22 protein-coding genes and 5 tRNA genes are annotated in these 26,408 nt (G+C 55.2%); 3 read left to right on the top strand and 24 right to left on the bottom strand.

The annotated features are described in order from the left end of the window. Nucleotides 1–4: 4 nt before the first annotated feature. Both Poly59_RS19995 and Poly59_RS19990 read right to left on the bottom strand, forming a co-directional pair. Nucleotides 5–526, bottom strand: coding sequence for an ATP-dependent metallopeptidase FtsH/Yme1/Tma family protein (locus tag Poly59_RS19995; protein WP_146535850.1), 522 nt, complete (start codon nt 524–526; stop codon nt 5–7). Then, on the bottom strand, nt 523–1,017 hold the full coding sequence (locus Poly59_RS19990) for a YaiI/YqxD family protein (RefSeq protein WP_146535849.1): 495 nt from the start codon (nt 1,015–1,017) through the stop codon (nt 523–525). The genes Poly59_RS19995 and Poly59_RS19990 overlap by 4 nt, the downstream gene beginning before the upstream one ends. A gap of 189 nt (nt 1,018–1,206) precedes the next feature. Here Poly59_RS19990 and Poly59_RS19985 point away from each other — a divergent pair, with 189 nt between their 5' ends. After that, nucleotides 1,207–1,521: a hypothetical protein gene (locus Poly59_RS19985; protein ID WP_146535848.1), complete on the top strand. Its 315-nt coding sequence runs from the start codon at nt 1,207–1,209 to the stop codon at nt 1,519–1,521. Between the two features lie 11 nt (nt 1,522–1,532). On the opposite strand, the gene malQ is transcribed toward Poly59_RS19985, so the two are convergent. The 4 genes from malQ to Poly59_RS19965 all read right to left on the bottom strand — a co-directional run bounded on the left by malQ (nt 1,533) and on the right by Poly59_RS19965 (nt 7,605). Beyond that, nucleotides 1,533–3,050, bottom strand: a complete 1,518-nt coding sequence (malQ, locus tag Poly59_RS19980) for a 4-alpha-glucanotransferase (protein WP_146535847.1) — start codon at nt 3,048–3,050, stop codon at nt 1,533–1,535. Nucleotides 3,051–3,057: 7 nt separating this feature from the next. Next, entirely contained in the window at nt 3,058–5,553 is a 2,496-nt protein-coding gene (locus Poly59_RS19975) for a glycogen/starch/alpha-glucan phosphorylase (protein ID WP_146535846.1), read from the bottom strand. A gap of 176 nt (nt 5,554–5,729) precedes the next feature. Then, complete coding sequence (locus Poly59_RS19970; protein ID WP_390621507.1) at nt 5,730–6,677, bottom strand: alpha/beta hydrolase; 948 nt, start codon at nt 6,675–6,677, stop codon at nt 5,730–5,732. A 202-nt stretch (nt 6,678–6,879) separates the two neighbouring features. Next, the gene (locus Poly59_RS19965; protein WP_146535844.1) at nt 6,880–7,605 is read right to left on the bottom strand and encodes a spermine/spermidine synthase domain-containing protein; all 726 of its coding nucleotides are present in this window, start codon (nt 7,603–7,605) and stop codon (nt 6,880–6,882) included. Nucleotides 7,606–7,739: 134 nt separating this feature from the next. On the opposite strand from Poly59_RS19965, the gene Poly59_RS19960 reads away from it, so the two are divergent. Beyond that, nucleotides 7,740–9,236 (top strand): RtcB family protein, encoded by a 1,497-nt coding sequence (locus tag Poly59_RS19960; RefSeq protein WP_146535843.1) that lies wholly within the window; start codon nt 7,740–7,742, stop codon nt 9,234–9,236. Between the two features lie 38 nt (nt 9,237–9,274). Here the strand turns inward: Poly59_RS19960 and Poly59_RS19955 are convergent, their stop codons facing one another. The 4 genes from Poly59_RS19955 to Poly59_RS19945 all read right to left on the bottom strand — a co-directional run bounded on the left by Poly59_RS19955 (nt 9,275) and on the right by Poly59_RS19945 (nt 13,040). Next, complete coding sequence (locus Poly59_RS19955; protein ID WP_146535842.1) at nt 9,275–10,600, bottom strand: SAM-dependent methyltransferase; 1,326 nt, start codon at nt 10,598–10,600, stop codon at nt 9,275–9,277. A 306-nt stretch (nt 10,601–10,906) separates the two neighbouring features. Then, complete coding sequence (locus Poly59_RS19950) at nt 10,907–11,110, bottom strand: cold-shock protein (RefSeq protein ID WP_145173941.1); 204 nt, start codon at nt 11,108–11,110, stop codon at nt 10,907–10,909. Between the two features lie 202 nt (nt 11,111–11,312). Next, nucleotides 11,313–11,447, bottom strand: coding sequence for a hypothetical protein (locus tag Poly59_RS30440; protein ID WP_261343510.1), 135 nt, complete (start codon nt 11,445–11,447; stop codon nt 11,313–11,315). A gap of 120 nt (nt 11,448–11,567) precedes the next feature. Further along, nucleotides 11,568–13,040 carry a DEAD/DEAH box helicase gene (locus Poly59_RS19945; RefSeq protein ID WP_146535841.1) on the bottom strand — a complete coding sequence of 491 codons (1,473 nt, stop codon included), beginning with the start codon at nt 13,038–13,040 and terminating at the stop codon, nt 11,568–11,570. A gap of 18 nt (nt 13,041–13,058) precedes the next feature. Here Poly59_RS19945 and Poly59_RS30435 point away from each other — a divergent pair, with 18 nt between their 5' ends. After that, nucleotides 13,059–13,184 carry a hypothetical protein gene (locus tag Poly59_RS30435; protein ID WP_261343509.1) on the top strand — a complete coding sequence of 42 codons (126 nt, stop codon included), beginning with the start codon at nt 13,059–13,061 and terminating at the stop codon, nt 13,182–13,184. Between the two features lie 468 nt (nt 13,185–13,652). Here the strand turns inward: Poly59_RS30435 and rplK are convergent, their stop codons facing one another. The 14 genes from rplK to Poly59_RS19875 all read right to left on the bottom strand — a co-directional run bounded on the left by rplK (nt 13,653) and on the right by Poly59_RS19875 (nt 26,356). Continuing rightward, nucleotides 13,653–14,078: a 50S ribosomal protein L11 gene (gene rplK / locus Poly59_RS19940; RefSeq protein WP_146535840.1), complete on the bottom strand. Its 426-nt coding sequence runs from the start codon at nt 14,076–14,078 to the stop codon at nt 13,653–13,655. Between the two features lie 114 nt (nt 14,079–14,192). Continuing rightward, complete coding sequence (gene nusG / locus Poly59_RS19935) at nt 14,193–14,831, bottom strand: transcription termination/antitermination protein NusG (protein WP_146536112.1); 639 nt, start codon at nt 14,829–14,831, stop codon at nt 14,193–14,195. Nucleotides 14,832–14,985: 154 nt separating this feature from the next. After that, entirely contained in the window at nt 14,986–15,429 is a 444-nt protein-coding gene (secE, locus tag Poly59_RS19930) for a preprotein translocase subunit SecE (protein ID WP_146535839.1), read from the bottom strand. 79 nt (nt 15,430–15,508) lie between these two features. Further along, a tRNA-Trp gene (locus Poly59_RS19925) sits at nt 15,509–15,581 on the bottom strand. Between the two features lie 202 nt (nt 15,582–15,783). Next, complete coding sequence (gene tuf / locus Poly59_RS19920; protein WP_146535838.1) at nt 15,784–16,980, bottom strand: elongation factor Tu; 1,197 nt, start codon at nt 16,978–16,980, stop codon at nt 15,784–15,786. 420 nt (nt 16,981–17,400) lie between these two features. Then, nucleotides 17,401–17,472, bottom strand: a tRNA-Thr gene (locus tag Poly59_RS19915). Nucleotides 17,473–17,553: 81 nt separating this feature from the next. Further along, a tRNA-Gly gene (locus Poly59_RS19910) sits at nt 17,554–17,624 on the bottom strand. A gap of 74 nt (nt 17,625–17,698) precedes the next feature. After that, a tRNA-Tyr gene (locus Poly59_RS19905) sits at nt 17,699–17,780 on the bottom strand. Nucleotides 17,781–17,863: 83 nt separating this feature from the next. After that, a tRNA-Thr gene (locus Poly59_RS19900) sits at nt 17,864–17,936 on the bottom strand. 351 nt (nt 17,937–18,287) lie between these two features. After that, on the bottom strand, nt 18,288–19,271 hold the full coding sequence (locus Poly59_RS19895) for a serine/threonine-protein kinase (RefSeq protein WP_146535837.1): 984 nt from the start codon (nt 19,269–19,271) through the stop codon (nt 18,288–18,290). Between the two features lie 5 nt (nt 19,272–19,276). Further along, on the bottom strand, nt 19,277–21,481 hold the full coding sequence (locus tag Poly59_RS19890; protein WP_146535836.1) for a multiheme c-type cytochrome: 2,205 nt from the start codon (nt 21,479–21,481) through the stop codon (nt 19,277–19,279). Nucleotides 21,482–21,514: 33 nt separating this feature from the next. Next, a complete protein-coding gene (locus Poly59_RS19885; protein ID WP_146535835.1) occupies nt 21,515–22,822 on the bottom strand; it encodes a DUF1573 domain-containing protein in 1,308 nt (435 codons plus the stop codon). Between the two features lie 154 nt (nt 22,823–22,976). After that, nucleotides 22,977–25,238: an O-antigen ligase family protein gene (locus Poly59_RS19880; protein WP_146535834.1), complete on the bottom strand. Its 2,262-nt coding sequence runs from the start codon at nt 25,236–25,238 to the stop codon at nt 22,977–22,979. After that, nucleotides 25,217–26,356, bottom strand: a complete 1,140-nt coding sequence (locus Poly59_RS19875) for an MraY family glycosyltransferase (RefSeq protein ID WP_246151783.1) — start codon at nt 26,354–26,356, stop codon at nt 25,217–25,219. The genes Poly59_RS19880 and Poly59_RS19875 overlap by 22 nt, the downstream gene beginning before the upstream one ends. Between the last annotated feature and the right edge of the window lie 52 nt (nt 26,357–26,408).

Here is a 26,408-nt window from a genome sequence, read left to right as displayed (position 1 = left end):
TTTCTCAGGGTGCTTGTTTGATCGCTTGGTCTAAAAAGTGTCGTACGGCACGACCACTGATGGTTGTTTTTTCAACAAGTTCATCCGCGATCATCCGGACTGCCGCCGCATGGCCATCATCTCGCAAAATATGCTCGGCTTTGTCAAGAAAGCGTCTTTGGATTCGTTGCAGTTGTCGTTCGCTGCCCGGGCGTGATCGTATCAACCGGTTGATCGAACGCAGGTCGTCCGACGCACCCACGACGCAGTATTTTCCTGTGAAGTGGGATTCTGCCACCATGCCGGCAAACAGAATCAAGACTTCATCTTCTAGCCAATCATGCGAACCTCGGGCCCGTTTCTTTTGCAACTGGCAAGCGCCCAGTCGCAGACCACCAGCAATCATTTTGGCAGGCTCAATCGTCACTTTCTGGATCGGCCGGTCCAACAGAATTGCCATCACGGCATGGCCGGCTTCGTGGTACGCCGTTGCGAGGCGATCTTCGGCGTCTTCTTCGGCTTGCGTTTTTGCGTCGGTTTGGTTCATTCGCTGGGCTTTGTTTCGGTCGCTTGTTTGCGCTCGGCCTTGCGAATGGCCTTGGTCAGCAATCGATCAAAGGTCGATGCAAACGCCTTCTTGTCGCTCGGACTGTACGGCGACGTGTATCCGACGGTCATCCCTTCGCCGCGCAGGTCGTCCATGAAGTTTCGAATGGACAAGCGAGACGCGATTGTATCGTGCGAGTACTCTTCGCCGCGCGGATCGATCACGAACAATCCCTTTTCGACCAATAGACCAGCCAGCGGCACATCCGCCGTGATCGCCAAGTCACCGGGGTCGGAAGTGATGACGATGTACCGGTCGGCTTCGTCAGCCCCTTCGCGGACCGTGACACTGCGGACGTTCGCGTAGCCCGGCGCTGCGGTTACCGGCCGATTGGCCACCAAAACGGTTTCGATTCCCAACCGTTTGGACGCCCGAAAAACGATCTCTTTGACGTCAGTTGGCGCTGCATCAGCATCAATCCAGATGATCAAACGAGGGTTCTCCCGAGCAAAAAACGTGTTTCTAAAAGGGTTTTATCCAGCTTGGTCGGCTCTGGACCAGACGTGTCAATGGTCACCCCGATCATGATTCCTGTCGAGGGCAAGCAAACGGTGCTTGGAAACAACCTTGATCGCGACAGTCTCCGCCCCCCGAATCTCACAAACACGGAAAGTTTTAAGATGTCCAAATTCTACGCTCAATCGGGTACTCGTTCGATCGTGATCGCCGCTGAGAACGCATTTGAAGCCGCGACAAAGTTAGTCGACCATGTCATGGGCGACCACATTTGGATCTACAGCGACATGGAACTGTGCGAGAACGATCGCCGCGCCCACCTAACGATGGAGGCGTTATTGACGATGGACAGCCAAATCAAAATCAGCACCCGCGGCGAAGGCCGATCCGACGCCGGGTCATTCGACGTTGCCGAACTGATCAACGACTGGCACCGATTGATGACCGGGCTCAGCGTGATGTTTGGCCAAGCGGTCTAGCCGCCGGCCAATCAGGTAGCCGCCGGTTGCTTGGCCATCCGGTTGCTCGATTCCGTCATCGCTCGCATACGGCTTGCGATTTCGTCCGTCAGCACGCCCGACTGGAAACGCCACGCCCAATTGCCGTTCGCTTCGCCAGGCATATTCATGCGGGCGTCATTACCAAGGCCCAAGAAATCCTGAATTGGAACGATCGCGGTATCAGAAGCCGATTGATAAACCGAATCGATCATCTGCCAATGAACGTCCTCGTCACCAGTAACGACCGAATCCAACGGATCAGGAGCATTGGGATTTGGATGACGATTTCGGTACCACCCCATCAACGTATCATTGTCATGCGTGCCGGTGTACGCGACCGATCGTTCGGTATAGGTACACGGGCGGTGGAAGTCGTCGTCTTCGTTATCAAAACCGAACTGAAAAACTCGCATCCCTGGGAAACCGAGTTCGTCGCGAAGTTCGTGAACCGCTTCGGTGATCATTCCCAAGTCCTCGGCAATGATCGGCAACTCACCCAATTTAGTGCGAGCGGCATTGAACGGCTTGGCGCCCGGGCCGGTCACCCAGCGACCGCTGACCGCAGTCTTTGCTTTCGCCGGCACTTCCCAATAGGCTTCAAAACCACGGAAGTGGTCGACGCGAAGCAAGTCAAATTGCTGTAGCGCGCCGCGGAAACGAGCCGTCCACCAGGAATAGTCCGTTGACTCTAGAACGTCCCATCGATACTGCGGATTGCCCCACAACTGGCCTGTCTTACTAAAGTAGTCCGGCGGAACGCCAGCAACCAGCGTTGGCTTGCCAAACATGTCGAGCGCAAACAAGTCTTGGTTCGCCCAAACATCCGCACTGTCGTGTGCCACAAAGATCGGCATGTCGCCGTACATCAGCACATCGCGCTCGCCGGCGTATTTCTTCAAACGTTTCCATTGGCGATCGAAGATGAACTGCTGAAACTCAGAAAACTCAATTTCGGTTCTGAGTTTCAAGTCCCAACTATCGATCGCATCCGAGAAGCGGCGCACCAACTCGATTGGCCACTGAGTCCAATCCGAGTGCTCGAAGTGATCCATCAACGCTTCGAACCGTGCGAACTCGTCTAACCAAGGCGCACCGGCAACGAATTGATCCAACGCCACTTGCAGTAACGGGTGGTCGCTTGCTTGAAAATTGTCAAACGCTTTCCGCAGCACCGATCGCTTGAATGCGATCACCGCTTCGTAATCAACCTTGGACGGGTCGGCGGTCAAACCGTCCGGCGGATTGATGTCGGACGGTGCCAACAAACCGTCCTCGACCAACGCCTGCGGACTGATCAACAACGGGTTTCCAGCAAACGCCGAATACCCACTGTAGGGCGAATTGCAGGCCGATGGTGGGACAAGCGGCAAGAGTTGCCAGATGCCTTGGCCGGCAGCTTGCAAAAAATCGACGAATGCAAAAGCTTCGGGCCCCAGGTCGCCGATGCCAAACTCACCAGGCAGGCTGGTGATGTGACAAAGAACGCCAGAAGATCTTGGAAAACGCATCGTTGTTTTAGGCCTTTCCGTCTCGCAATGGTTTCGCGTTCCAAATTTCGTCAGCGTACTGCTGGATCGTTCGATCGCTGGAAAACCATCCGCTCGTCGCCGAATTGATGATGCTCATGCGATTCCACTTCTTTTGATCTGCGTATGCTGCTTCTGCTTCGACTTGTGCATCGATGTAGCTTCGGAAATCGCCGATGGTTAGCCACTGGTCCTGTGGATTCCGAAGTCCCTTTGTCAACAATTCAAAGATACCAGGCTCTGCCTCGTTGAAGTGTCCGCCTTCGATCAATTCCATCACACGCCGGATGTCATCGTCACCCGCAATGATAGCATCAGGGTTGTAACTCTTTTTGGCCTCGACCACACCGGCCGCATCCATGCCAAACAAAAAGAAATTGTCTTCGCCGGCTTGTTCGCGAATTTCAATGTTCGCACCATCGAGCGTTCCGATCGTCAGAGCGCCATTCATCATGAACTTCATGTTACCGGTACCGGACGCCTCTTTGCCGGCCGTCGAAATTTGTTCTGACAATTCAGTGCCGGGACAGATGATTTCCATCGACGACACGCGATAGTTGGGGAAGAACACCAACTTCAACATGTCCTTCGTCTTCGGATCCGAATTGACAACGCTGGCGACGTTGTTGATCAATTTGACGATCAGCTTAGCGACGTGATAGCCAGGGGCCGCCTTGCCGCCAATCAAAACACATCGTGGCACCATGCCGCTGGTATCGCCACGACGAATGCGATCGTACAAATGCACAACGTGCAAGACATTTAACAGTTGACGCTTGTATTCGTGAATCCGTTTGACTTGGACATCGAACATCGCGTTGGGGTCAAAAGTTACGCCGGTATTGGATAGCACGTAATCGGCCAAACGTTTCTTGTTCTTTAACTTGACCGCGGCCCACTTCGCTTGGAAAGCCGCGTCGTCGGCGAGCGGCAACAGCTTGCTCATTTGCTCGAGATTCGATTCCCATTCGGTTCCGATCGTTTCGTAAAGCAGATCACGAAGTTCCGGGTTGCAGTGTGACAACCAACGTCGCTGGGTCACGCCATTGGTCTTGTTGTTGAACTTCTTGGGCCACATGGCATAGAAGTCCGAGAACAAACCACTCTTCAACAATTCAGTATGCAGGGCAGCCACACCGTTGACCGAAAAACTACCGACGATGGATAGATAAGCCATCCGGATGTGCGGATGATCGCCTTCTTCGACCAACGACACTCGCCGACGCAATTCCATATCGCCGGGATACTGCTTGGCAACGTCCGCCAAAAAGCGTTCGTTGATTTCGAAGATGATTTCCAACAACCGTGGCAACAATCGGCTGAACAATCCCACCGACCATCGCTCGAGTGCTTCGGGCAGCAACGTGTGGTTCGTGTACGCCATGCAGTTCGACGTGATCTTCCAAGCCTCGTCCCATGACAAACCGTGCTCATCCATTAACAGACGCATCAGTTCAGGAACGGCCGATGCCGGGTGAGTATCGTTCAGCTGAAAACAGTTCAGCTCGCCAAACTTGGTGAAGTCCTCGCCGTGCTGTTCGACCCATTTCGCAAGTACGTCTTGCAAGCTGGACGAGACCAGAAAGTACTGTTGTTTCAGCCGTAGTTCTTTACCGTTTTCGCTGGCATCGTTGGGGTACAACACCATCGAAATTTGTTCGGCGTTGTTCTTTTGAACGACTGCATCGGGATAGTTGCCGGAATTGAACTCTTCCAAGTTAAACACGTCGGTCGCCGCAGCTTTCCACAAACGCAGCGTGTTGACTGTTTCGTTCTTGTAGCCAGGGATCGGCATGTCATAGGGAACCGCCAACAGGTCATGAGTCCCAACCCACTTGGTGAACGACTTGCCATTTTCGTCCAAACCGCGACGAGTGTGGCCGTAGAACTTGATCGTGCGAGTATCCTCGGGACGCTCAATTTCCCACGGATTGCCATCACGAAGCCAGTGATCGGGGCCTTCAACTTGGCGACCGTCTTTGATCGTTTGATGGAACATGCCGAACTCGTAACGAATTCCGTAACCCACGACGGGCAGTTCCAAGTTTGCGCAACTGTCAAGGAAGCACGCCGCCAACCGGCCTAGACCACCGTTGCCAAGTCCAGCATCGGGCTCGGCCTCTTCGATATCTTCCAGCTTCAATCCATAGGCGTGAAGCGCTCGGCGACTCTCTTCGTCGAGCCCCAAGTTCTGAATCGCATTGTTGAGCGACCGCCCTAACAAGAACTCCAACGAGAAGTAATGCACCTTGCGGTTCGTGCTTTCCGCGAATCGCTTGCGGGTCGTTCGCCAATGCGTCGTCACACGATCACGGATCGCATTGGCAAGCGCTTGGTAGTAATAGTGCGAGTCGATCTTATCGCTGAAATGACCGAGCGTGAAATACAAGTGACGACGAATCTCCTCCGGCAATGACGCCAGCAGCTCTGAGCTCAAATTGTTGTTCGAATTGGCTAGCTTCGATTCCTGTTTTTGGTCAAGCATCTTCGTTCGGTCACCTTGCAAGGGAAAGTTTTGCTAATCGTGAAGCAAGTCGGCGAGATTGTCGCGAAATTTCGCCGCGATGTCGACATTCATATTGGATTGCCCGATTTCAAACCGTAAGCCTCGCACAAAGGTTTATTTCGTTGACTTCTCTAAATATTTATTTCACAAAACGGCTATCTGGCGAAATTAGCGGCATGAAATCGCATGATTTCCAAACCTTGCTTCTCGTAAATACCGACCGCCGAGTGAGGCACGTCGGGTACGACGAGCCGAGTGTAGGGAACGCCGAGCGAATCAAGAAAACGCATGTACTCGAGGTTGTTTTCGTAGTTGAACCCCTTCGTCCCTACGTAAATCACCCAAGCTACCGACGGCCGCTTCGAATCTGCGGCGCGGGTTTCCGATGTTGTGGCATTGAGATCGCCTAGCTCGGGGCGTTCGGCTGCATATGCCCGCGCAAGATCCCAGACATTGTCGCCTTCGGCAAATTTCAACGTGTCAGTTTCGAAACCACCAGATTGGCTGATGCGCTTTTCAGTTTCGTACCCACCACCGCCCGGCGCGGCGCTGCAAAACAATTCGGGATACCGCAATGACAAACGCATGGTTCCACGCCCCCCCTGCGAAAACCCCTCGATGGCCCGGCCGCCTCGATCAGCAACGGTCCGGTAAGTCGAATCGATATGAGGGATCAGTTCTTTGATGAACACGTCCGCCCCGGCCGACATCGGCTTATCTGGCAAGTTGTAGTGGCTAACCGGACCGCCATTGACCATCACGACAATCATCGGCGCAACCTTGCCACCCGCCATCGCATCATGCCAATGCGGAACCAACCCCAGCGATTTCGTCTCACTGCCGGGCCGTCCGCCGTGCAAGTAATACAGTGTGGGAAACCTAGCAGTGGTTTCGGCTTCGTAGCCAGGCGGCAGCAAGATCGTGTATCCCACATCGATTTTCATCGAAGGACTAACAAACGTCGCGTGCGAAACCGCCGGATGGTGCTTCGCTGGCAACGGATTGACCCAAGCGAACAGGGTCGGCGGTTTCTTCTTTGCTTTTGGTTTTGCAGTCGCCGTTTGCGCATCTGCGTTTTCGCAAACCGAAGCGGCAACCATCATGGACACCAGGAAAACGAAGCGAATGGAAGGCGACATAGCAGTACACGCGATTGCAAAGACGAACGGATTAGCTGGGCGAACACTGCCAGCCTGACGTCTCCCAGATTACCAGCTTGCAAAGCCGAGTGTGTCCCCGGTGCTGATCGTGGAACGGCAGTAATGAACCAACAAAGCCTTCTTAGCTACTCCGATCTTGCCAAGACTACCGTTGTTGCGGTGCCTCTAAATCGGCAGGATCGCTGGCAAAGAACAGCCAATCGGTTTGCTGGTGACCTACCATTTTATTTTCGGTGGTGATCGGTTCTACGGAGACTCGGGTGAAGGCGTTTTCTAGGTTGCTAGAAAAGGAACTGCTTTGGGCATACGACCAGACGGCCAGCACGCCGCCGGGCCTGAGGTGTTGCTTCGCTTTTGCCAGTCCTGGTCCGGTATAAAACGGATGCTCGTTTTCATCAAGCGTATCGGCGGGTGAATGATCGACGTCGATCACGATCACGTCGAACAGAGTGCCGGGTGGATCCATCAAGCGACCATAGACGTCACCACGCGTGACGATCAAACGTTCGTCGCCGCTGATGGTGCTCGACAACGGAACGAGTCCATCATTCATCCAGTCAATCACGGGCTGCAGAAACTCAACCACCTCGACCGATTCAACTTGATCGTGACGAAGCATTTCGGCGGCGGTGTACCCCAACCCCAGTCCACCAATCAACGCGCTGAGTCCGCTTCCGCCGTGATGAAAGATCGCTCGGCTGGAAATCTCGCGTTCCGAGTCCGTGTTGTAACTGCTCATCAGAAACTCGTGATTGAGCGTCACTTCGGTCACGATCGTGCCGGGTTCCGAAAGCAATTCACGCCGACGTAAACACAGCGGTCCAAGCGACGTGTCCTCGTAGGCAAGGATTTCGAGCTTGGATGGTTTCATCGTTGATGCAGCAATTTGAGAGGATTCAAGAGTCCCGAAGCCGGGAGAAGTCGTTTGAGTTATACACGATGGATTTCGGCGATTTCACTTTGGACCGGTGAACCTGATCCGCGCAAGCACGGTCTAATGTCGCGATGGACACGACCAACCAAATGCTGACGATCACTGGCGAATCGACCGCCGAACTGAATGTCGGCGATACCCATAGCCCGATCCGGGTGATTGGTAACAACGCGATTCGCCAAACGTTTGACGACCAAACGCTGACGCAAGCGATCAACTGTCGCTTGGCACCGGGCGTCTCGGACGTGGTTCTGAATCCCGATGCCCACGTCGGCTATGGTGCGCCGGTGGGCTGTGTGATGGTTTCACCGACGCATGTTTATCCCGGCCCAGTTGGTGTCGACATCAAGTGCAGTATGAGCCTGCTGCAAACGAACGTTCCGGCCGACGCAATCGCAGAACCCACCGTCCGGCGCAAACTGATCCAAGCGATTGGCAAACGAGTTCCATCGGGCGCCGGTCGCGGCCAGCGCCATGTTCCCAAGAGCCGCACCGTCGATGGTCGACTCGGTTTCCAAGTCGCAACCGAAGGCGCGTCGAAGAACGTGCTCAAGAAACTGGGAATCCCTAAGGACTGGGCCGGTCGATGCGAAGATGCTTTCCACACCGCGCCGGACGGCTCGTCGGACACGCTTGCGGCGAGACTGGAATGGATGGGCCGCAAACGCGACAGCCTGGACCGCCTGGAAAGCAAGTACCGACAACTGGGCAGCTATGGCGGTGGCAATCATTTCGGTGAAGCCGAGATCGTTCATGTCGATCAGGATCCCGAAAACCGGGCTATCGCAGAGTCATTTGGCTTGCAGCACGGACACGTCGCGTTCTTGTCGCACTGTGGTTCACGCGGGCTTGGGCACGACCTGGCGATGGGTCAATTCGGATCGATGAAATCTTCGTTTCAAAAACAAGGACTCGCTTTTCCCGCCGGTGATTCGCAACTGGTGTACGCCGAAGCTGATTCCGAAAACGGCCGCCTGTACCTTTGCGACATGGCGATGGGCGCTAATTTTGCGACCGTCAATCACTTGCTGATCAACCAATTGGTGCTGGAGGCGTTTCGAGACGTTTTCCCAAGCGTGCAAGGCAATCTGGTCTACTTCATCAGCCACAACATCGTACGCCGCGAAGACGTGGGCGGACAAACTCAGTGGGTACATCGCAAAGGAGCGACGCGTGCCTTCCCTGCCGGACATCCCGGACTCGCTCGCACGCCATTCGCCGAAACCGGACACCCGATTCTGTTGCCCGGAAATCCCCGCGATGGCTCCAGCGTGATGGTGGCAAAGCCAGGTGCGTCGCACTCGGCGTTCAGCGTCAATCACGGCGCGGGTCGGCGGATGAGCCGAACGAAGGCCAAGAAGATGCTTAGCCAGTACACGATCGACAACAACCTGACCGAGCACGACGTGATGAGCAATTGCCGGCAGTACCCGCTGGACGAAGCACCGGATGCTTACAAGGACTTTGCCGAAGTGCTTGCCAGCGTAAAGCAAGCCGGCCTGGCCACCGAGGTGGCAAGGCTGCAAGCCAAGTTCGTGATCAAAGACGGCGCACCAGCCGATGACTGAGCAAAGTCAGCCAGCACCGAAACGAGCAACGTCGACGACTAAGCGGCTCGGTACAGGTGTTCGCGAGTTGGCGGCATTCCCGACAACCCTTTGCCGGCTCGCTTGGTCGCGACGACTTGGAACAACTTGATTGATCCGTTGGTGAATCCACCGGACGCACCTGCCAAGTAGGCGACCCACAAACGGTATCGCTCGGCACCAACCAAACGAATCGCTTCGTCTTGATTAGCCGACAATCGCTGGCACCAAAACTTGGTCGTCAGCGCATAGTGTTCTCGCCACGATTCAACATCGTGAATTTCGAAGCCGCTGTTTTCCATGAAGTCGGTCGTCATCCCCACGGGCGTCAATTCAGAACCGGGGAAGATGTACTTCAGCAAGAACTTGCGTTCCGGGCGAATCCGAGCGGCGGCGCGTTTGGATTTCTTGGCGCGGCGGGCGATCGCATGATTCAACATCACGCCGCGATCAACCAATAGTGAATTGATCTTGTTGAAGTAACGTGGATAGTTCGCCACGCCAATGTGTTCGGACATGCCAATGCTTGAAATCTTGTCGTACGTGCCGACGTGATCGGCATAGTCGCAGATTTCGACGCTGACCTGGTCGGTCAAACCGAGTCGCTCGATTTTGGCTTTCGCGAAATCATGCTGTGCCTGTGACAACGTGATGCCGTGCGACTTGACGCCATAGTTGCGTGCCGCATGACAAATCAATCCGCCCCATCCACAACCGATGTCCAACATCCGCTCGCCCGGTGCGAGGCGAAGCTTGCGGCAGATCATGTCCAGCTTGTCTTGCTGGGCCTGTTCAAGCGAGTTGTTCCAGTTGGTGAAGTAACCGCACGTGTACTGCATCTCGGGATCGAGAAACAACTGATAGAAGTCGTTGCCAACGTCGTAGTGAAACTGAATGTATTCGGTATTGTCCCGCTTGGTTTCGCTACGCCCCACGATGTCTTCGTTGTAGCCGTGGTTCAAATCCGTCGCCTGTGTCTTGGCGAACATGAACGGCAATGTCCGGGTGACAAGCATCCGCTTGCTGATTTCTTTCAATCGCTTACGGTTAGATCGCTTGGTGCGCAGCGCTTCCGAAAACTCGATCAGATCGCCACCTTCGAACGAGACGTGCCCCGTCGCGTAGAGACGAACCAATGTTTCAAGCGTCGGTCTTCGCATCAGCGATCCCACAACCCCTGGGCCCGATAACCCGATGATGTGCTTGCCGTCGGCTTCATTGCCAAGCGGAACGACTTCGCCATTCCAAAGTCGAACCGATACGTTCAGATCCAACGGATCGGCGACCGTGTTTAGGATTTGCTTGATCGAATTGAGTTGCGTTTGAGCGGAAAAAGGCAGTCCCATCCGTGGATTCCTTCGGCGTGTGCGTGGTGGTATTCCATCGGACGGTAGCAGCCTGCGCCAAAAAAGTTCAGATCAGTTTTGAAACACTCGATTAGCCATGCGCATAAAAAAACACCGCTAACTCGAAATCGAGATAGCGGTGTTCGGTTTCAGCTTCGGAATCAAATTCACATCACATGGACATCCATGACGCGAGTGAAAGTGAGACCGTTTTCAAAGAGATGGCAAGCACCGACTTTGACGCGAATTCTCGGTTATGGTCTTGCCGGACAGATTGCCCGCCGGTTGACCATGGTTTGGCTATTTCTAGCCTTCAATCAAGCGTACGTTTTCAGCACGTGGGCCCTTAGGACCTTGGCCAACACTGTACTCAACCTTTTGTCCTTCGCGGAGGTCGTCGTAAGCGACTCCCTCGAGCGACGAACTGTGGAAAAACATATCAGTTCCGCTTTCATTTTCAATGAATCCGAAACCTTTGTCGGTGATACGCTTGATTTTGCCTTCAGCCATCTCTTCTCTTCCAATACTCTTCAAAACAGTTGCACAATCAACGCCGAAAGAAACGTTCGTACGACGCTCGACTGCACAGGGTCAACGGTTACAGCGGGAAAGGGCAGCCGGCTTTCGGCTGTTGTCTTGTCCCGCTTTCTTAATTTCTTAAATGGAACGAATTCCATTCTAGCAGATTTGTCGGCCAACGGGGCCATCGTTTTTAATCATCCATATTCGCTTCGTCATCTTCGGATGAATCATCCTCAGGTTGGGCATGGAATGTCCCATTTTCGATTGCAAGTTTGCGGACGGCTCGTTTGGCAATTTTGTCCTTTGCCTTGAACTTCTTTTCCATCTCGCGTTGTCGCTTAGCGAACGTGTTTTGATTTTTTGCGATGGGTATTCTCCGTCAGCGTAATAAAATTGGGGATTTTTCGGGTAAGCAGACACAACTTGCCGCTCAAGACCGAGAATTTCAGGATTGAGGCGCCCGTGGCTTCCGTCCGGAACCCTTGGGGCGTGGACCGCCCGAACGACGGGCACGATTACCGTCCGTTTCCATGATTCCAGCACCAAAACTAGGTTTCCGCTTTGCCGCGGGACGACTAGCAACCGGAACGACAGCAGCCGAGACATTTGAGCCCGATGACTTTGCGACGCCCGACTTTGCGACACCTGACCGAACGGCACCCGATGTCGAACCAGCCGACTTGACTCTCGAATTGCCCGAAGGCTTTCCTGATCGCGAACGTCCGCGAGCGGCTCCGCGGCCTTGTCCACGCGACGGACGATCTTCTTCTCGCTCGCCACCTGGTGTTGATTTGGGTTGGTTAGGGGCAAGTGGAACTTTTTTGCCGATCAGCGACTCGATTGCTCGCAAATCATCACGTTCAGAGTGCGTGCAGAATGAAATAGCAATCCCTGACGCTTCCGCTCGTCCGGTACGTCCAATGCGGTGAACGTAGCTTTCCGGTTCGGTAGGCAGATCATAGTTGATCACGTGCGTCACGCCATCGATGTCGATTCCGCGAGCGGCCACGTCAGTCGCGACCAAAACATGAATCTTGTTCTTGCGGAACGAATCAAGCGTCCGCTGACGAGCATTTTGCGACTTATTGCCGTGGATCGCCGCCGAAGAAATGCCAGCTTTTTCAAGCTTGTCGGAAACCGTATTGGCACCCCGCTTGGTGCGAGTGAACACAATCACTCGCTCGGCATGATCCGATCGCACGATTTCCTTCAGCAAATCCTGCTTCTGCCCGCGTTCGCAGAAAACGACCTGCTGCTCGATCAATTGAGCGGTCGACTTTTTTGGCTTGACAGTCACGGTAACGGGGTTGAGCAACAGACGCTGCGACAGCTCGACGATCTTTGGCGGCATCGTGGCCGAAAAGAACAACGATTGGCGGCTGTCGGGCAGTTCCTTGATGATTCGCTTCAGATCCGGCAAAAAGCCCATATCCAACATGCGGTCGGCTTCGTCCAAGACGAATATTTCCAAGCGACTTAGATTGATATGACCTTGATTGATCAAATCCAGCAATCGGCCCGGCGTCGCGACCAAGACATGGACGCCACGATCCATTGCTCGGATCTGGTTATTTTGGTTCACGCCACCGTAAACCAGCGCAGTGCGAATTCGCAAGTGCTTGCCATAGGTGTCGAAGCTGTCACCGATCTGCACAGCCAGCTCACGCGTCGGCGCCAGGATCAAAGCAGCAGGCTGATTCGGAATTGGCTTGCGATTCTGCATGCCCAACCGATTCAAAATCGGCAAAGCGAACGCAGCGGTCTTGCCAGTTCCGGTTTGCGCACAGCCCAAGATATCGCAGCCGGTGATCGCGGCTGGGATCGTCTGCGCTTGGATTGGCGTCGGCGTAATGTAATTTTCTTCGGCCAGTGCCCGCTTAATAGGGGCGATCAGGTCGATTTCTTCAAAGTGATTCAACAACAATTTCCTGTAAGGATGGTTTCTCATTCCCCAATCATCGCAGTGACACAGATGCGTTTGGTGACAGACGGCGCCGAATACGCAGCGAAGAACGCAACGATTGGCGGCACGAAAGTGCAAAGCATCCCTGCATTCGCTTGAACGCACTCGGGGGTCGGCGCGGAAACGCCTAAAGTCTTTTACTCTGGACAAACAAGAAAGTCACAGAATCTGGTGCGCCACTCAGGGGACGCCGGCGGCCTTCCAGAGCGGTTTACACAACCGATGGTCAACAGCATTGAGCGCGGCGAAAATGCCGACACCGTGGAACCAAGTCTTAAGAGAATCCGAACTCGTTAGAGAACCTGGCTCGACCGGAAAACGCAAATCGAAATCTCGACTCACGCTACTCGCTTATTTCCGATCAGATCAAAACGCCGCAAACTTGCTCTCGCAATTCACGGCACCGACAGATAGTACATCCGATTTCGCGAAAAGCCAAGGCCTAAACAATAGCGAATCGCGTCTGGGGCCTTTGCAAGCCCGTAACCAACAGTATTTCCGGCATCAAACCCCATAGACCGATGTGGATTGCACAGCGAGACACGACGCCGATGACGAACAACCGCATCAACCTTCGACGTTAATGCCCATGCTGCGGGCGGTGCCTTCGATCATCAACACAGCGTGATCGATGTCCCGCGCATTCAGGTCAGCCATCTTCTTTTCGGCGATTTCGGCACATTGGGCACGAGTCACTGTGGCAACCTTCGTCTTGTTTGGCACGCCACTGCCCTTGGCGATTCCGGCCGATTGCTTCAAAAGCGATGCAGCAGGTGGGCTCTTAGTGATGAATTCGAAGCTACGGTCGTTGTACACGGTCACGATGACCGGAATTGGCGTGCCGTTGTATTCCTTGGTTCGATCGTTGAAAGCCTGAACAAACTGTCCAAGGTTTACACCGAATTTACCCAACGAAGTACCAACCGGCGGTGCCGGAGTAGCTTGGCCGCCAGGAACTTGAAACTTTGCGACGCCGGATACTTGCTTTGCCATGAGAAGAAAGGTTTTAGGTGATAGGTGTTAGGTGTTAGGAAACAGATCGCGGGCGGTGCGGTGGTCTTGGTTTGTGTTCCTAAACGCTAGAACCTAACACCTAATCCCTCGTTCTTACAGTGGCTCGACTTGCCAGTGATCAAGTTCCATCGGCACGCTTCGGCCGAAGATATTAATGATCACTGTAATTCGACCGTTCGCTTCGTCGACAGTGTCGACGTCGCCTTCTTGGTTTTCGAAATTGCCTTCCTTGACTCGCACTCGGTCGCCCACCTTGAATGGGATTCCGATCTTGATTGGCGCCTCTTCTTCGTCGTCGACGAGGGGCCGGTTGATGAATCGCTCGATATCACCAGGCTCCATCGGCATCGGCTTTCCAGCCGCACCGGTGAAGTCACTGATCCCACCGGTTTCGCGAACCAAGAACCAAGTGTCATCGTTGATTCGCATGTAGACCATGATGTAGCCCGGCAGCAGCTTTCGCTTGCTGATGCGGCGTTTGCCATCACGGTTGAATGTTGCCACGTCTTCGCTGGGAACAACGATCTCGCCGATGTCGTCAGTCATTCCTTCCATGTTGACACGCTTGCGCAGCGCGTCGGCGATGGAATCTTCGCGGTTAAATGCGACCTTCAAGATGTACCAGTGCATCGGCGCCTCGTCATCGACGGGCGGCTTGGCAGGTGCTTTTGGATCGACAGGTGCCGGTGGTGGAAGCGCCGGTGCGGAAGCATCGGCCGAATCAATCACCAGCGATTCATCGGGCTGGGGATCTTGCGAATCGTCAGATGTATCGGCTTGGTTCACGGTCTCACCGTTGGCGACAATGGAATCAGTAAAATCTAGAAGGCTTCGACCACCGAATCGCGGCAACACCAAAGCACTTCAAAAGGAGGTCGGGAGCAAGCTAGCTGGTCACGCCCAGGAAGTTGAAAATTGCTTGCCACAACACATCGAACGAAAACAAAGCAACCGCCAACAAAAAGATCGTCAAGATCACAACGATCGATGCCCGGATCAACTCGTCCTTGCTAGGCCAGGTCACCTTGTTCATCTCGGCTTCGACTGCGATCAAAAAGTCCGCAAATCGAGGCCAGTTGACCACGCGATACCCGAACCACAATCCGGCGGCCAACAACACTGCGGGAATCGCCGGAACCAAGACGGAACCGGAATCCAGCCCACCGCGAAGCGAACCGTAAAGCGACCAGCACCCAAGCGCCGCCACAACCCAGATCGCAAGCGCCGTCAACTGACGAACAATTCGCCCTTGGTTTGGCTTGTAAACCGAATTTCTAAACAGTTCGCTTGTTAAGGGAACGCTATTAGTAGAGGCAATGTCTCGGGACACCCGTCGACTCCTACGTGAGGTATTGGGTTTCTTTCCGGCTGACCGATCCGTGGTCAACCGCTGCAATTTTCTTATAAAACAGGAGTGGAGGGACTCGAACCCCCAGCCGCTGGTTTTGGAAACCAGAGCTCTGCCAATTGAGCTACACTCCTCCGCGACGATTCCGACAGGGAAAAACCCGGCCGGCAAAGCCACATTCGCTTATCGATCAACCTTCAATAACAATGACCAACGTCCAAACTTTACGGTTGAACGCTGGTCATTGAGCATTGATCGTTTCTTCTCAGTATCTTCGAGTCTCGCTATCTCACGAGTCTCGCTGACGGGGCCACTTTCGTCGACCCCACCCATCAATTACTCGACAATCTTGGTCACAACGCCCGAACCAACCGTACGGCCGCCTTCGCGAATTGCGAAGCGAACGCCGTCATCGATTGCGATCGGCTTATGCAATTCGACGGTAACGCGAACGTTATCGCCAGGCATGCACATTTCAGCACCGACCAAATTCGCAGTACCTGTCACGTCAGTAGTACGGAAGTAGAACTGAGGACGATAGCCGCTGAAGAACGGCGTATGACGGCCGCCTTCGTCCTTGCTGAGGCAATAAACCTCGGCTTCGAACTTGGTGTGAGGCATGATGCTTTTCGGCTTTGCCAAAACTTGACCGCGTTGGATGTCTTCACGCTTAACACCGCGAAGCAAGCAACCAACGTTGTCACCAGCACGACCTTCGGTCATTTCCTTGCGGAACATTTCAACACCGGTGCAAATCGTCTTCACTGGAGCTTCGCTGAGCCCAATGATTTCGACTTCTTCGCCGACCTTGACCACACCACGCTCGATACGACCCGTCGCAACGGTTCCCCGACCTTCGATCGAGAAAACGTCTTCGATTGCCATCAAGAACGGCTTGTCGTCTTCACGAACAGGCTCAGGAATCGCCGAGTCAAGTGCGTCCATCAACTCCGAGATGCACTTCGATGCTTCGGGGTCCGATGGGTTGGTCAACGCAGGAAGCGATGAACCGCGGACAACAGGCACGTCGTCGCCGGGGAAGTCGTACTTGGACAGCAATTCACGTGCTTCCAACTCGACCAATTCCAGCAACTCTTCGTCGTCGACGAGGTCACACTTATTCAAGTAAACGACGATGTAAGGCACACCAACTTGGCGAGCCAAAAGCACGTGTTCCTTGGTTTGCGGCATCGGGCCGTCAGCTGCCGAGACCACCAAAATCGCACCGTCCATTTGGGCGGCACCGGTGATCATGTTCTTGATAAAGTCGGCGTGGCCGGGGCAGTCAATGTGAGCGTAGTGACGGTTGTCCGACTCGTACTCAACGTGTGCAACAGCGATCGTAACCGTCTTGGTTGCGTCACGAACGGTACCGCCCTTGGCGATGTCCGAGTAATTCTTTGCCTTGGCAAGGCCCTTAGCAGCTTGGACGGCCAAGATAGCCGCAGTCGTTGTGGTTTTGCCGTGGTCAATGTGGCCGATGGTCCCGACGTTGACGTGGGGCTTGGTCCGATTGAAAGCTTCTTTAGCCATTTTTCTAATTCACCTGCACCCGGCAATGCCACTACTGATCAAGGATACGCCCCAACCAGCCCGAATTCACAACGACCGTGTTCACACCCACGGGGACTCGTCATCAACTCAGCCGCAATCGCCAAGCTCGTTCAACAAGGTATCAAAACGAATTACAAACTCTTCGCGACCCACCATGAGCCGCGACTGAATACTTTTTCTTCCTCAGCCAACTCGCTTTGCTCCCAAATCTGCCTGAATCGGCGACCGGGCAACACGACACCGGACTGAGTCGGTCTCGCGTTCTAACAACGCTGGTATCACTGTTGTCGCGGAAACGACGACTTTCCGCAATCGCCCGTCTAATCAGCTGGGCAAAATTGCAGAACCCGATTCCGTCGCCACCGCCTCACGACGCCGCCCAGCGGGCAAACGCAGAAAAGCTGCTGATGGGACTTGAACCCATGACCTCTTCCTTACCAAGGAAGTGCTCTACCACTGAGCTACAGCAGCGGAGAACTGGCAACAGGGAACAGACTACGGACAACAGTTTCCCTGTCCCCCCGTAGCCCGTTCCCTGCAACCTCTCCCCGAAGCGGGTGAAGGGAATCGAACCCTCGTATTCAGCTTGGAAGGCTGCTGCACTACCATTGTGCTACACCCGCGGTGGAAGCCTGAGGAGAGAAAGGTGAAGAGTGAAATTCCACACTTCACCCTTCTTTCTTCAAACTTCTACAAGTGGGGGCTACAGGATTCGAACCTGTGTAAGCAAAGCTAGCGGATTTACAGTCCGCCCCCTTTAACCACTCGGGCAAACCCCCTTGAACGTTTCTATTTCTTCGTTGTGTTCTTCGTCGCCTATCTCTTTTTCTTATTCACTTCTGTCGAAAAGGCTCTCAACAAGAGCCAGCGGAGGGATTCGAACCCGCGACCGGCTGATTACAAATCAGCTGCTCTGCCAACTGAGCTACGCTGGCTAACCGCGAGCTATTTCACTCGCGACTTCCGGGCATCACGACGACACGAAACCGCATGGCCGTGAACCGGAAGGGCAGAGTGTACCGATCCGTCCATTTCGGGCAAGGCGGATTTGGCACGTTTCGCTGCCAAAGTCTCAGGATTTTACTTTTTGCCATGATTTCCAACACGATTTTTGCCCGCAAATCGATCAACAATAAAAGCACAATGGCGAAATCGGGGTTCAGCAGCTACCGAACAGAGAATTAGAGAATGGCAAAATACCATTTGCGGCAACGAAAAAGCGAATTGCTGTCGTCGCACAAAGTCTTCGAAAATCTGCCTCAATCTCAGCCTTCGCATGCCGCCGACTAGCGAAGATCGCGAAGATCCGAAATCAAGGCTCGCATCGACTGATAACGATGACTGGGATGCTTTGCGATGCAGCGATCCGTGATCGCGTCCGCTCCCTCGGGAATATCACGTTCTGGCGATCGCTCGGACGGCAAAGGAACCTGTTTGCGTTTGATATTGTCGAACGTTTCGTCAATCGTCGCCCCACGGAATGGCTCACGGATCGCCAGCAATTCGTACAGACAAACACCGGCACTGAAAATATCGCTGCGTTCATCGATCCCGCGGTTTCCGTCGACCTGCTCGGGCGACATGTACAGGGGCGTGCCGGGGCGTTGGCCGCCGCCTGTCAACGTAGTCATTCGCTGCTCGGCAGAACCCTCGTGATCGGGATCGACACGCGGCTTCAAGACGCTTTGGCGGATCGGTTCGTTGTCATCGGCGTGCCCCCAAACCTTGGCCACACCCCAGTCAAGCAAAATGACTTCGCCAAAGTTCCCCACCCAGATATTCTCGGGTTTGACGTCACGGTGGATCACGCCGCGCGCATGGGCGTAGGCCAGCGCTTGACAGGCCCCGATCAGAATTTCGATACGACGCAGCGTCGGAAATCGCTTGATCGTTTCTTCATCGCCGCGCGCGATCCGCTTTAGAATCTCGAACAGATTTTCGCCCGAAATCCGCTTCATCACAAAGTAGATTCCGTCGGCTTCGTCGTCACCGATGTCGTAAACGGGAACGGTGTTGGGGTGCTGAAGCTGCGACGTGATACGGGCCTCACGCAGCATCCGGCGGCGTTCGGCACGGTCCTTTTTCATTTCCGGCAACAGCGACTTGATCGCTACCGTTCGGCCCGTGACGGGATCAAACGCGGAACGCAAGAGCCCCGTGCCGCCGCGAGCCATTTCGCGTAAACGCGAGTAACGCCCGATTCCAGCGGGGAGGTCACGAGGCAGATCGGGATCAGTACCCGAGAGCAAGATTGTCGGTTCTGTGGTCATGAAGCTCAGTCTACCCCATAGTGCTCAACCTCTGGCCAATACACGTCCTCGAATGCATCGGGAGCATGGAAATCGGGACTGTTGTCCAGGTCATGGCAGGTCATGCATTTCTCGCGAGCTTTTTCCAACGGCAATTTCATCGAATCACGCAGCTCGTCTCGCAGTGCAATCGTAACATCCGCGCCTTCTTGCTCGGCAGCGGCGTGCCCCGATCCAGGCCCGTGACAGTTTTCGCAACCGTTGCCAGTCAAGTGCGGTGACAATTCCAACGACAAGTACCCGGTTTCGTACGGATAATTGTCTTGCGGATTCCAGCCCGTCACGTGGCAACTGATGCACTCGGGGTCAAAGTGCCGCGAAATATCGCTGCGTTCTTTCGGCGGATGCACCAGATGCTCCGTGGCCTCAGCGTGCGCCGAACTTTCCCAAATATCAAAAGCGTTGGTGTGACACTTACCACACGCCTGGCTGCCAATAAATTTTTGGTCCGACGAGTGCTTGATCGGCGGCAACAGGCCCAGTCCGCCTAGCCCCAAATCTCGCAACTGGTTTTGGTAGTCCTTCATGACGGCTCGCATTTCTGGCGCGTCGGCGTATTCATGCGTCAAAGGGACTCGCGCGTACTTCATCGGTCCATCCGAATACAAACCGACCAACCCGGCATACATGCCCTTGTCGCCAGTCACGATGATGCGAGTGTCCGAGCCCTCGATGGATTCAGCCTGATACGTCGGTTCACCATAGCCGCCGGCCGCGACGACCAAGTCAAAACCGGGCACTTTGCGAACCAAGGCCCGAGCGTTTTCTTCTTTGCCAAAAAACAACAAGACACTGAAATCCGGTGACTCAGCAGCCAACTTTTTCGCGGCCGCCGCCAGCGTTTCAGCCGGATCACCAACCTGCATCGCATCGTCGGGGGCAACTTCCATCGAGTCGGGATCCAAAATGCTAGTCGCGCCGATCTTGATTCCGTTCTTCTCGACCATCTTGATCACCGGCAAATACTCGGGGTCGAACAGCACCACGTTGGCCGAAACAAACATTTCTTTCTCGGCCGCTAGCGCTAGCAAATCGCCAACGCCTAAACGAATGTCGTCAGGCCCGAAACCGACGGCCTGATACCCCATCTCGTCGAGCGCGCGAGCCGACTGCTGCATCTTGATCGCGGCTTGCTTTCCAAACCGACGAACTTGGTTGCCAGCATCCATGGGAACCAAGTTCCAGCCCTGTTTAGCCAGCGAATCGATAAACGTGTATCGCCGAGCCACGCCGCCCTTTTGACGATCAAGTCCCGTGCATCCACAGGGCTCGATGTAGCCATGCTGCTGGCCGGTAAAGACCAAAGCCACGGTGGGCTGCTGCCAAGTCTTGTAGTCCTCGGGACCGTCGATTCCGATCGATTCACCAGCACTCTTCGGATCGGCAATCGCAGGCGACACTGTCGGATCCGATTTTGAATTAATAACGGGCGAATTGCCGGCCACCGACGCCATCGGCGCCGCGGGGTTGCCCGAACCGCCTTGCTTGGAGTTGGGGTCAACATTTGGCTCGGCGGGTTTCATCCCCGGGACCGCCGGCGCGGCGATGGGCTCTGCTGCTGGTTCAACGCTAGGACTTTCCGGCTTTGCCATCTTAGGATCCGGCTCTCCAACGGGCGTTGGAATCAACTCCGGGGGCCCAACCGGCTTAGCGATCGGTTTAGGACGCTGGACGGCGAGCACGAAGTCTTGATAAGCATCTTGGCCAACCGAATCAGCCACACCGATCGATTCGATCGATTCAAGCGTCTCGGTCATTGACTTCGCCGAAATCTCAGGCGCGACATCTACCCGGGCACCAATTTCGCTAGCATCCGTTGAAACATCCGGGGCAGGCGAAAATCGCATTGAGACCGTTTTGGCGGTCGTTCGGTCGACTCCCACCAGCGGCGGCGGCTGAATTTCCGTTTGCGTCAGCACGCCTGGGTCGCTGGACTGCCCCGTCGGCATACCAACCGACATCTGCTTCTCGGCAACGGGCGCCGGCGGTGCACATCCGGCCAAACCGATCACTGCGGCACTGCCGAGACCGAGCATTTGCGTTGCAATCAGCCGCCTAAGCCAGCGTCGACGACACTCACTAATCTGACGCCGCCCGCAAGCATCGGAATCCACCGACCCACGTTCACCTGCCAAAGTTGAATTGCTCGACCAAAATTTCATTTCAAACATTGCGAACCAATCCAGCTTTTGACACTCCGATTGCTAACGACCCTCGATAGCAAATTTAAGCACGACCCGCATTCTCGATACTTTCGGATTGTCCGACTCAATCCATATCGAACCATAGTCGCTTCGATCTTTACCGAGACGTGAGATGAGTTTGTCACCAGCGACCAATTCGATCTCTAGCGGATACAAAACCATCGAGCCACGGCCCTTAGCTTCCCCCAGCTTTGCCTTAACGACGCCATCGGGCTTTGTTTCCCCAATCGTTAAAGTCGTATTGTCACGCTCTTTACCCTTTAGCACAACAAACGCGCGGGCCGTCAGGTCGTCGTCCGGACCAATTCGACCAAAGTTGTAGACGTATTCGCCACCTTCGAGCGTCAACTTGCTGCTCTCAAGCATCCGCAGCGTCCCAACCACTCGACCGCTAACGGGAATCGTAAGGTACCGCTGACCGTCAACAAGGCCATCGCTCTTTGGGCCATCTTCGGCTGCATCATTCGCGTCCGTATCGCTTTCTGCATCAGTTACGTCCGCCGACTCATCGTCATCGACAAAACCAACCATCAGATTTTGCGAGAAATTTCCCTGCTTCATGCCAGGTTTCAGTTTCACGACGACGCGAAAACCTTGGATCGCATTACCATTCCCAGCCGCGTACTCCGACGGTTCGAGCGGCTGAACGTCGAATTCCGCCAACTCGTTCATCGTCTCGCTCGAAAAGCGAACATCTTTGGTTTTGATCTTGGTGTCGGTGTAGTTGTAAAACGAACCCTCAAATTCGATCGGATCGCCTGTCGCAACTTCGCCCGCCGACCATGCGTCAGGCACCAACAGAAATTCCTCGATTACTTTTCCGGTGATCTTCAAGGTGATCGCAACCATCCGGGGGTCATTGGTCAACAACTGAGCGGATTGGCCAAATTCGCTCTCGCCCGACTTCACCTTCCAACTCAGCTTGATCTCCGTTTCTTCGCCCGGGTCCAACGCTTCTTTATTCAGTTCGCCAATCGTGCACTTGCACGTCGAAGCACCGACTCGCAATTTGAGCGGGCCTCCGCCAGTGTTGCGAATCTTGAAGACTTTGCTGCCCTCATCGCCGGGCGACATGACGCCGAAATCGTATTCCAGATCGCCGTCAATCTCGACTCGGCCGACTTTTTCGCCAGTCGTCACCTCATTCAGGCTGATAAATCTCTCGACATTCTCGGTCGTCACCTGACCATTGACGACAAAGGGACCGAACGCCGAATCACGGTATCCGTATCGCTTGTGGTTGATCGCCCAAGCCGCCGTTGCACCGGCGACCGCGGAGAGAAGCACGAAAATCCAGAAATTCTTCATTGTCAAACCCGATGAAACAAAAACGATGAGTGGCTGTCTCTACGCATCTCGACCCTCGCCGGTTCTACTCCCAATGCGGTCAAAATCGAATAGCATCCCCCGCCCTTCCTTGGGGCAGGCGGGGACAGGAAACGCCTGAACGGCGATGGTGCAGCTAGGGAACCAAACCCAGCAACTGGTCCGCCCGTGCTCGCACGGGACCGCCCTGAACCTCGCGGCCGATCGGACGAACGACGTAGATCGACTGCAGATACAACGCCCGTTCGAGATTGCCGCCCAATTCGGATAGTCTTTTCGCTTGATCGGCAAATTCGCGGCTGGCCTGGGAATCGCCGACAGCGCGCTTGATTTCGGCCATCTGAGCCATCGCCCACTGATTCGCGGGACTCCACCGAACAACGTCCGCAAATGTCTTTTCAGCCGCCTGCAGATCCTCGGGACGGCCAAACCGCTGATACAGGTGCAGCTGGGCGACGCCGATTTGCCGATAGACCGACGGATTTTCGCCCGACCGAACTTTGGCCGCCTCCAGCATTTCAGCCCACCGCCGGCGTGTCTCGTCGCGGTCTCCGTCCGCTTCGTCGCTCAGAATCATTTTCCAGAGATAGAAATCGGCCAGCCATAGCCTCGGCGTCACGGCCCAACCGTCGGCGGCTGCCGCTTGCTCCAAAGAGACTCGTGTCCTGCCGATTTGCCCGGTGGCCTGAGCCAACTCGGCAGTCGCCAACCAGCGTTTCTCGGCACCGACCGGACGCAGCGACATGACGTACATCGCAACCATCAATAACACACATCCCACTGGCAACGCCCAGCGACGGATCCAAGATGATTCCGATCCTAAATCGGCCCGACCGATCGTGCCTGTCGTCATCGCCGCCAAAATCCAAATCCAGACCGCGACGCCTGGCACCGTCCAACCGCCCGCCACGGACAAGTGGACCATCAGGCCCAGCAATCCGGACACGGCAATCGTGTGAACCGCCGACCGCGACAGCCGCATCGCGTCCGGCCACGCAAACCAGGCCAACGCCAACGCAAACGGCACCACCACCAAGCTAGCGTCCAAGTCGGGAACCGATCGACTGGCAAATCCAATCATCCACACCAACACAAATCCCACCGCCGCACCAACAGCAACTGGTTGCACCGAAGCACTTGCGGTTCCATCTTCTGCAGCGTTGCCTACTGATGGTGGCTTCCGCAAACTCAATCGAATGCCAACAACAACCATCGCGACCAGAATTGCGGCGGCGACCCATCCGCCACTAGCAAGCGTTTCGAAAAAAAAGTTGTGGGGATCCGATATCTGTTCGGTTGCCGTCGACTCGCGGTACCGTTCATACAACGACTGAAAGTTGCCCGGTCCGGCGCCCCACAGCGGATGATCGGCCACCATCTGCAACGTTGTTCGCCAGTACTGGAACCGAAATGCCAGCGATGCAGGCGCGGCTTCGATCCATTCACGATTTCCAAACACGGCCACGCAGGCGCCGCCAACCATGGCGACCACTGCGATTGCCGCCAAGCCTTTCAGAGCCACTCGCCGCTGCAGTGCAGCGCGTGAAGAAGCCGCCGACAACCATCCAGATGAACTCAACCACAGCCATCCGATCGCAATCACCATCGCTAACGTCGCCGACCGACTGCGCGCCGCGATCATTGCTGCGACGCCAATCAGTACGACCGCACCCCATATCCACCGACGCCACATCGGCATCTGCGAAAAACGAAAACGAATCACGCCCGCCGCGCCCGCAATGCCAACCAACAGCACGGCCGCAAACGAATTTGCCAACGCAAATGTTGCCGACGGGCCACCGTCAAACAAACGATTCTCAAACCTCATTCGCTCGGCCGTGCCCGCCGCGGCGTCCATTCCCGCCATCCGAACAACCGCATCCGGATCCTGCTGATAGGCCGCTCGATTGGCTGGCAGCGACACAAATTGTTGATGCAATCCGTGAACGGCCAACCCCATGCTGATGATGACGCCGATCGCCAACACGGCTCGCTGAACCTCAACCTGGGCGAACAATCGGCGTCCGGCAACCAAGATCGCGGCACCCGCAACCCACAACCAAGCTTCGTTCGTTGCGACACGCAAACTGCCAATCGGCGGCCTCCCATAAAAAGAAAATCCGCCGGTCGTAACCAACGCGGCCAGCATCATCCAACCGGCTAAGCCGATCGCTAAACCGTCCAACCGATCCAGTGCGATGGCGGGCGATGGCCGAGTCGCAGCCACCACGGTTGCGATCGCGATTCCCATCAGCGAGAACCAAAGCCCATCGCCCTGTTCGACCGCAATACTGTCGCTGGGGTGATAGCCGACATACACAGCCACGCCCGCAAGAATCGCGAGTGCAACGACTTGGCCCCAGGCCGAAACGGAATTCACTCGTCGTCCTTCTGCCATCCGGTCGATTCCAATATGACGACCAACAGCAACATGCAAGCCACGATACCAAGCACCATCACCGCCTGGATCACACTGACCTGAGTCAGCACGATTGCAGCCAAACCGCAGGTCCCGGTGACCAAGTAAATCGTCAATACCGCTTGAGTCCGACTCAACCCCAAGTCGACCAAACGGTGCGAAAAGTGACTGCGATCACCGACAAACAAACTGCGTCCCTCACGAGCCCGAATCCAGAGCACCGTGATCATGTCGTAAAGCGGAACCGCCATCACACACAGCGGCGCGAGCACGGCATGCGGACGCGCTTGGCCGTCACCCGAAAACGTCGCCATCAACATTGAGATCGCGATCAAGTATCCGACCAAGTAACTGCCCGCATCACCCATGAAGATTTTCGCAGGCGGACGGTTGTGCCACAAAAACCCCAATAACGCCCCCAGTACGACCAACAACAGAGCCGCCACAAAGAACTGTGGCCGCGACGTTCCTGGATCCGGTGTCATTAACATCACGACCGCCATCGTTGCGGCAATGATCGCCGCGACACCACCGCTTAGCCCATCCATGTTGTCCAGCATGTTGAACGAATTGATCAACCCAACAATCCAGATCACCGACAACAAATTGGTCAGCCACGCGACACCGATAAAAGCCGTCAAGCCAAAGTCGAGCGCGTACACCACAAACGCCGCGACCGCGAACTCGATCGCCAAACGAACCCATTCATTCACGCCACGACGATCATCCGTCACACCAAGGATCGCCAAGACCGTGCCAGCACCTAGCACTGCCCACAACTGACCAGCCTTGGACCACACTCCGTTTAACAGCGGAACCATCGCAGCCGGCATCCTGGCTTGCCATTCGGGTGCATGCCGAGCAAAAGCAACGGCCAACGTGCCAATCGCGAACGTCCCAACAATCCCCATCCAAATGCCGATGCCGCCGCCAAGCGGTGTCACGCGAGTATGGGTGCTATGGCCGCTCATCGGCGCCATCAACCCCAACCAAACAGCGAACCAGCGAACCGGATACAGGACAAGCACGCAAATCACCATCGGCGGGACGACGGTCACCGCCAACAACCATCCGATCCACTGAGACAGGTCTGACAAGAGTTTTCACGCGCGGGAGAAACGCGTCCAGGAAGCGGAATGGACAGGAGGA

The sequence above is a fragment of the Rubripirellula reticaptiva genome (assembly GCF_007860175.1).
In the GTDB taxonomy this organism is placed as follows: Bacteria; Planctomycetota; Planctomycetia; order Pirellulales; family Pirellulaceae; genus Rubripirellula; species Rubripirellula reticaptiva.
The sequence above is the reverse complement of the archived record's forward strand: the minus strand, read 5'-3'. Positions and strand labels throughout refer to the sequence as shown.

Coding starts and splice junctions, on each gene's coding strand:
- Poly59_RS19995 (WP_146535850.1), bottom strand. CDS start 526: ATGAACCAAACCGACGCAAAAACGCAAGCCGAAGAAGACGCCGAAGAT.
- Poly59_RS19985 (WP_146535848.1), top strand. CDS start 1,207: ATGTCCAAATTCTACGCTCAATCGGGTACTCGTTCGATCGTGATCGCC.
- malQ (WP_146535847.1), bottom strand. CDS start 3,050: ATGCGTTTTCCAAGATCTTCTGGCGTTCTTTGTCACATCACCAGCCTG.
- Poly59_RS19975 (WP_146535846.1), bottom strand. CDS start 5,553: ATGCTTGACCAAAAACAGGAATCGAAGCTAGCCAATTCGAACAACAAT.
- Poly59_RS19970 (WP_390621507.1), bottom strand. CDS start 6,677: ATGATGGTTGCCGCTTCGGTTTGCGAAAACGCAGATGCGCAAACGGCG.
- Poly59_RS19965 (WP_146535844.1), bottom strand. CDS start 7,605: ATGAAACCATCCAAGCTCGAAATCCTTGCCTACGAGGACACGTCGCTT.
- Poly59_RS19960 (WP_146535843.1), top strand. CDS start 7,740: ATGGACACGACCAACCAAATGCTGACGATCACTGGCGAATCGACCGCC.
- Poly59_RS19955 (WP_146535842.1), bottom strand. CDS start 10,600: ATGGGACTGCCTTTTTCCGCTCAAACGCAACTCAATTCGATCAAGCAA.
- Poly59_RS19950 (WP_145173941.1), bottom strand. CDS start 11,110: ATGGCTGAAGGCAAAATCAAGCGTATCACCGACAAAGGTTTCGGATTC.
- Poly59_RS30440 (WP_261343510.1), bottom strand. CDS start 11,447: ATGGAAAAGAAGTTCAAGGCAAAGGACAAAATTGCCAAACGAGCCGTC.
- Poly59_RS30435 (WP_261343509.1), top strand. CDS start 13,059: ATGGTTTCTCATTCCCCAATCATCGCAGTGACACAGATGCGTTTGGTG.
- rplK (WP_146535840.1), bottom strand. CDS start 14,078: ATGGCAAAGCAAGTATCCGGCGTCGCAAAGTTTCAAGTTCCTGGCGGC.
- tuf (WP_146535838.1), bottom strand. CDS start 16,980: ATGGCTAAAGAAGCTTTCAATCGGACCAAGCCCCACGTCAACGTCGGG.
- Poly59_RS19895 (WP_146535837.1), bottom strand. CDS start 19,271: ATGACCACAGAACCGACAATCTTGCTCTCGGGTACTGATCCCGATCTG.
- Poly59_RS19890 (WP_146535836.1), bottom strand. CDS start 21,481: ATGTTTGAAATGAAATTTTGGTCGAGCAATTCAACTTTGGCAGGTGAA.
- Poly59_RS19885 (WP_146535835.1), bottom strand. CDS start 22,822: ATGAAGAATTTCTGGATTTTCGTGCTTCTCTCCGCGGTCGCCGGTGCA.
- Poly59_RS19880 (WP_146535834.1), bottom strand. CDS start 25,238: ATGGCAGAAGGACGACGAGTGAATTCCGTTTCGGCCTGGGGCCAAGTC.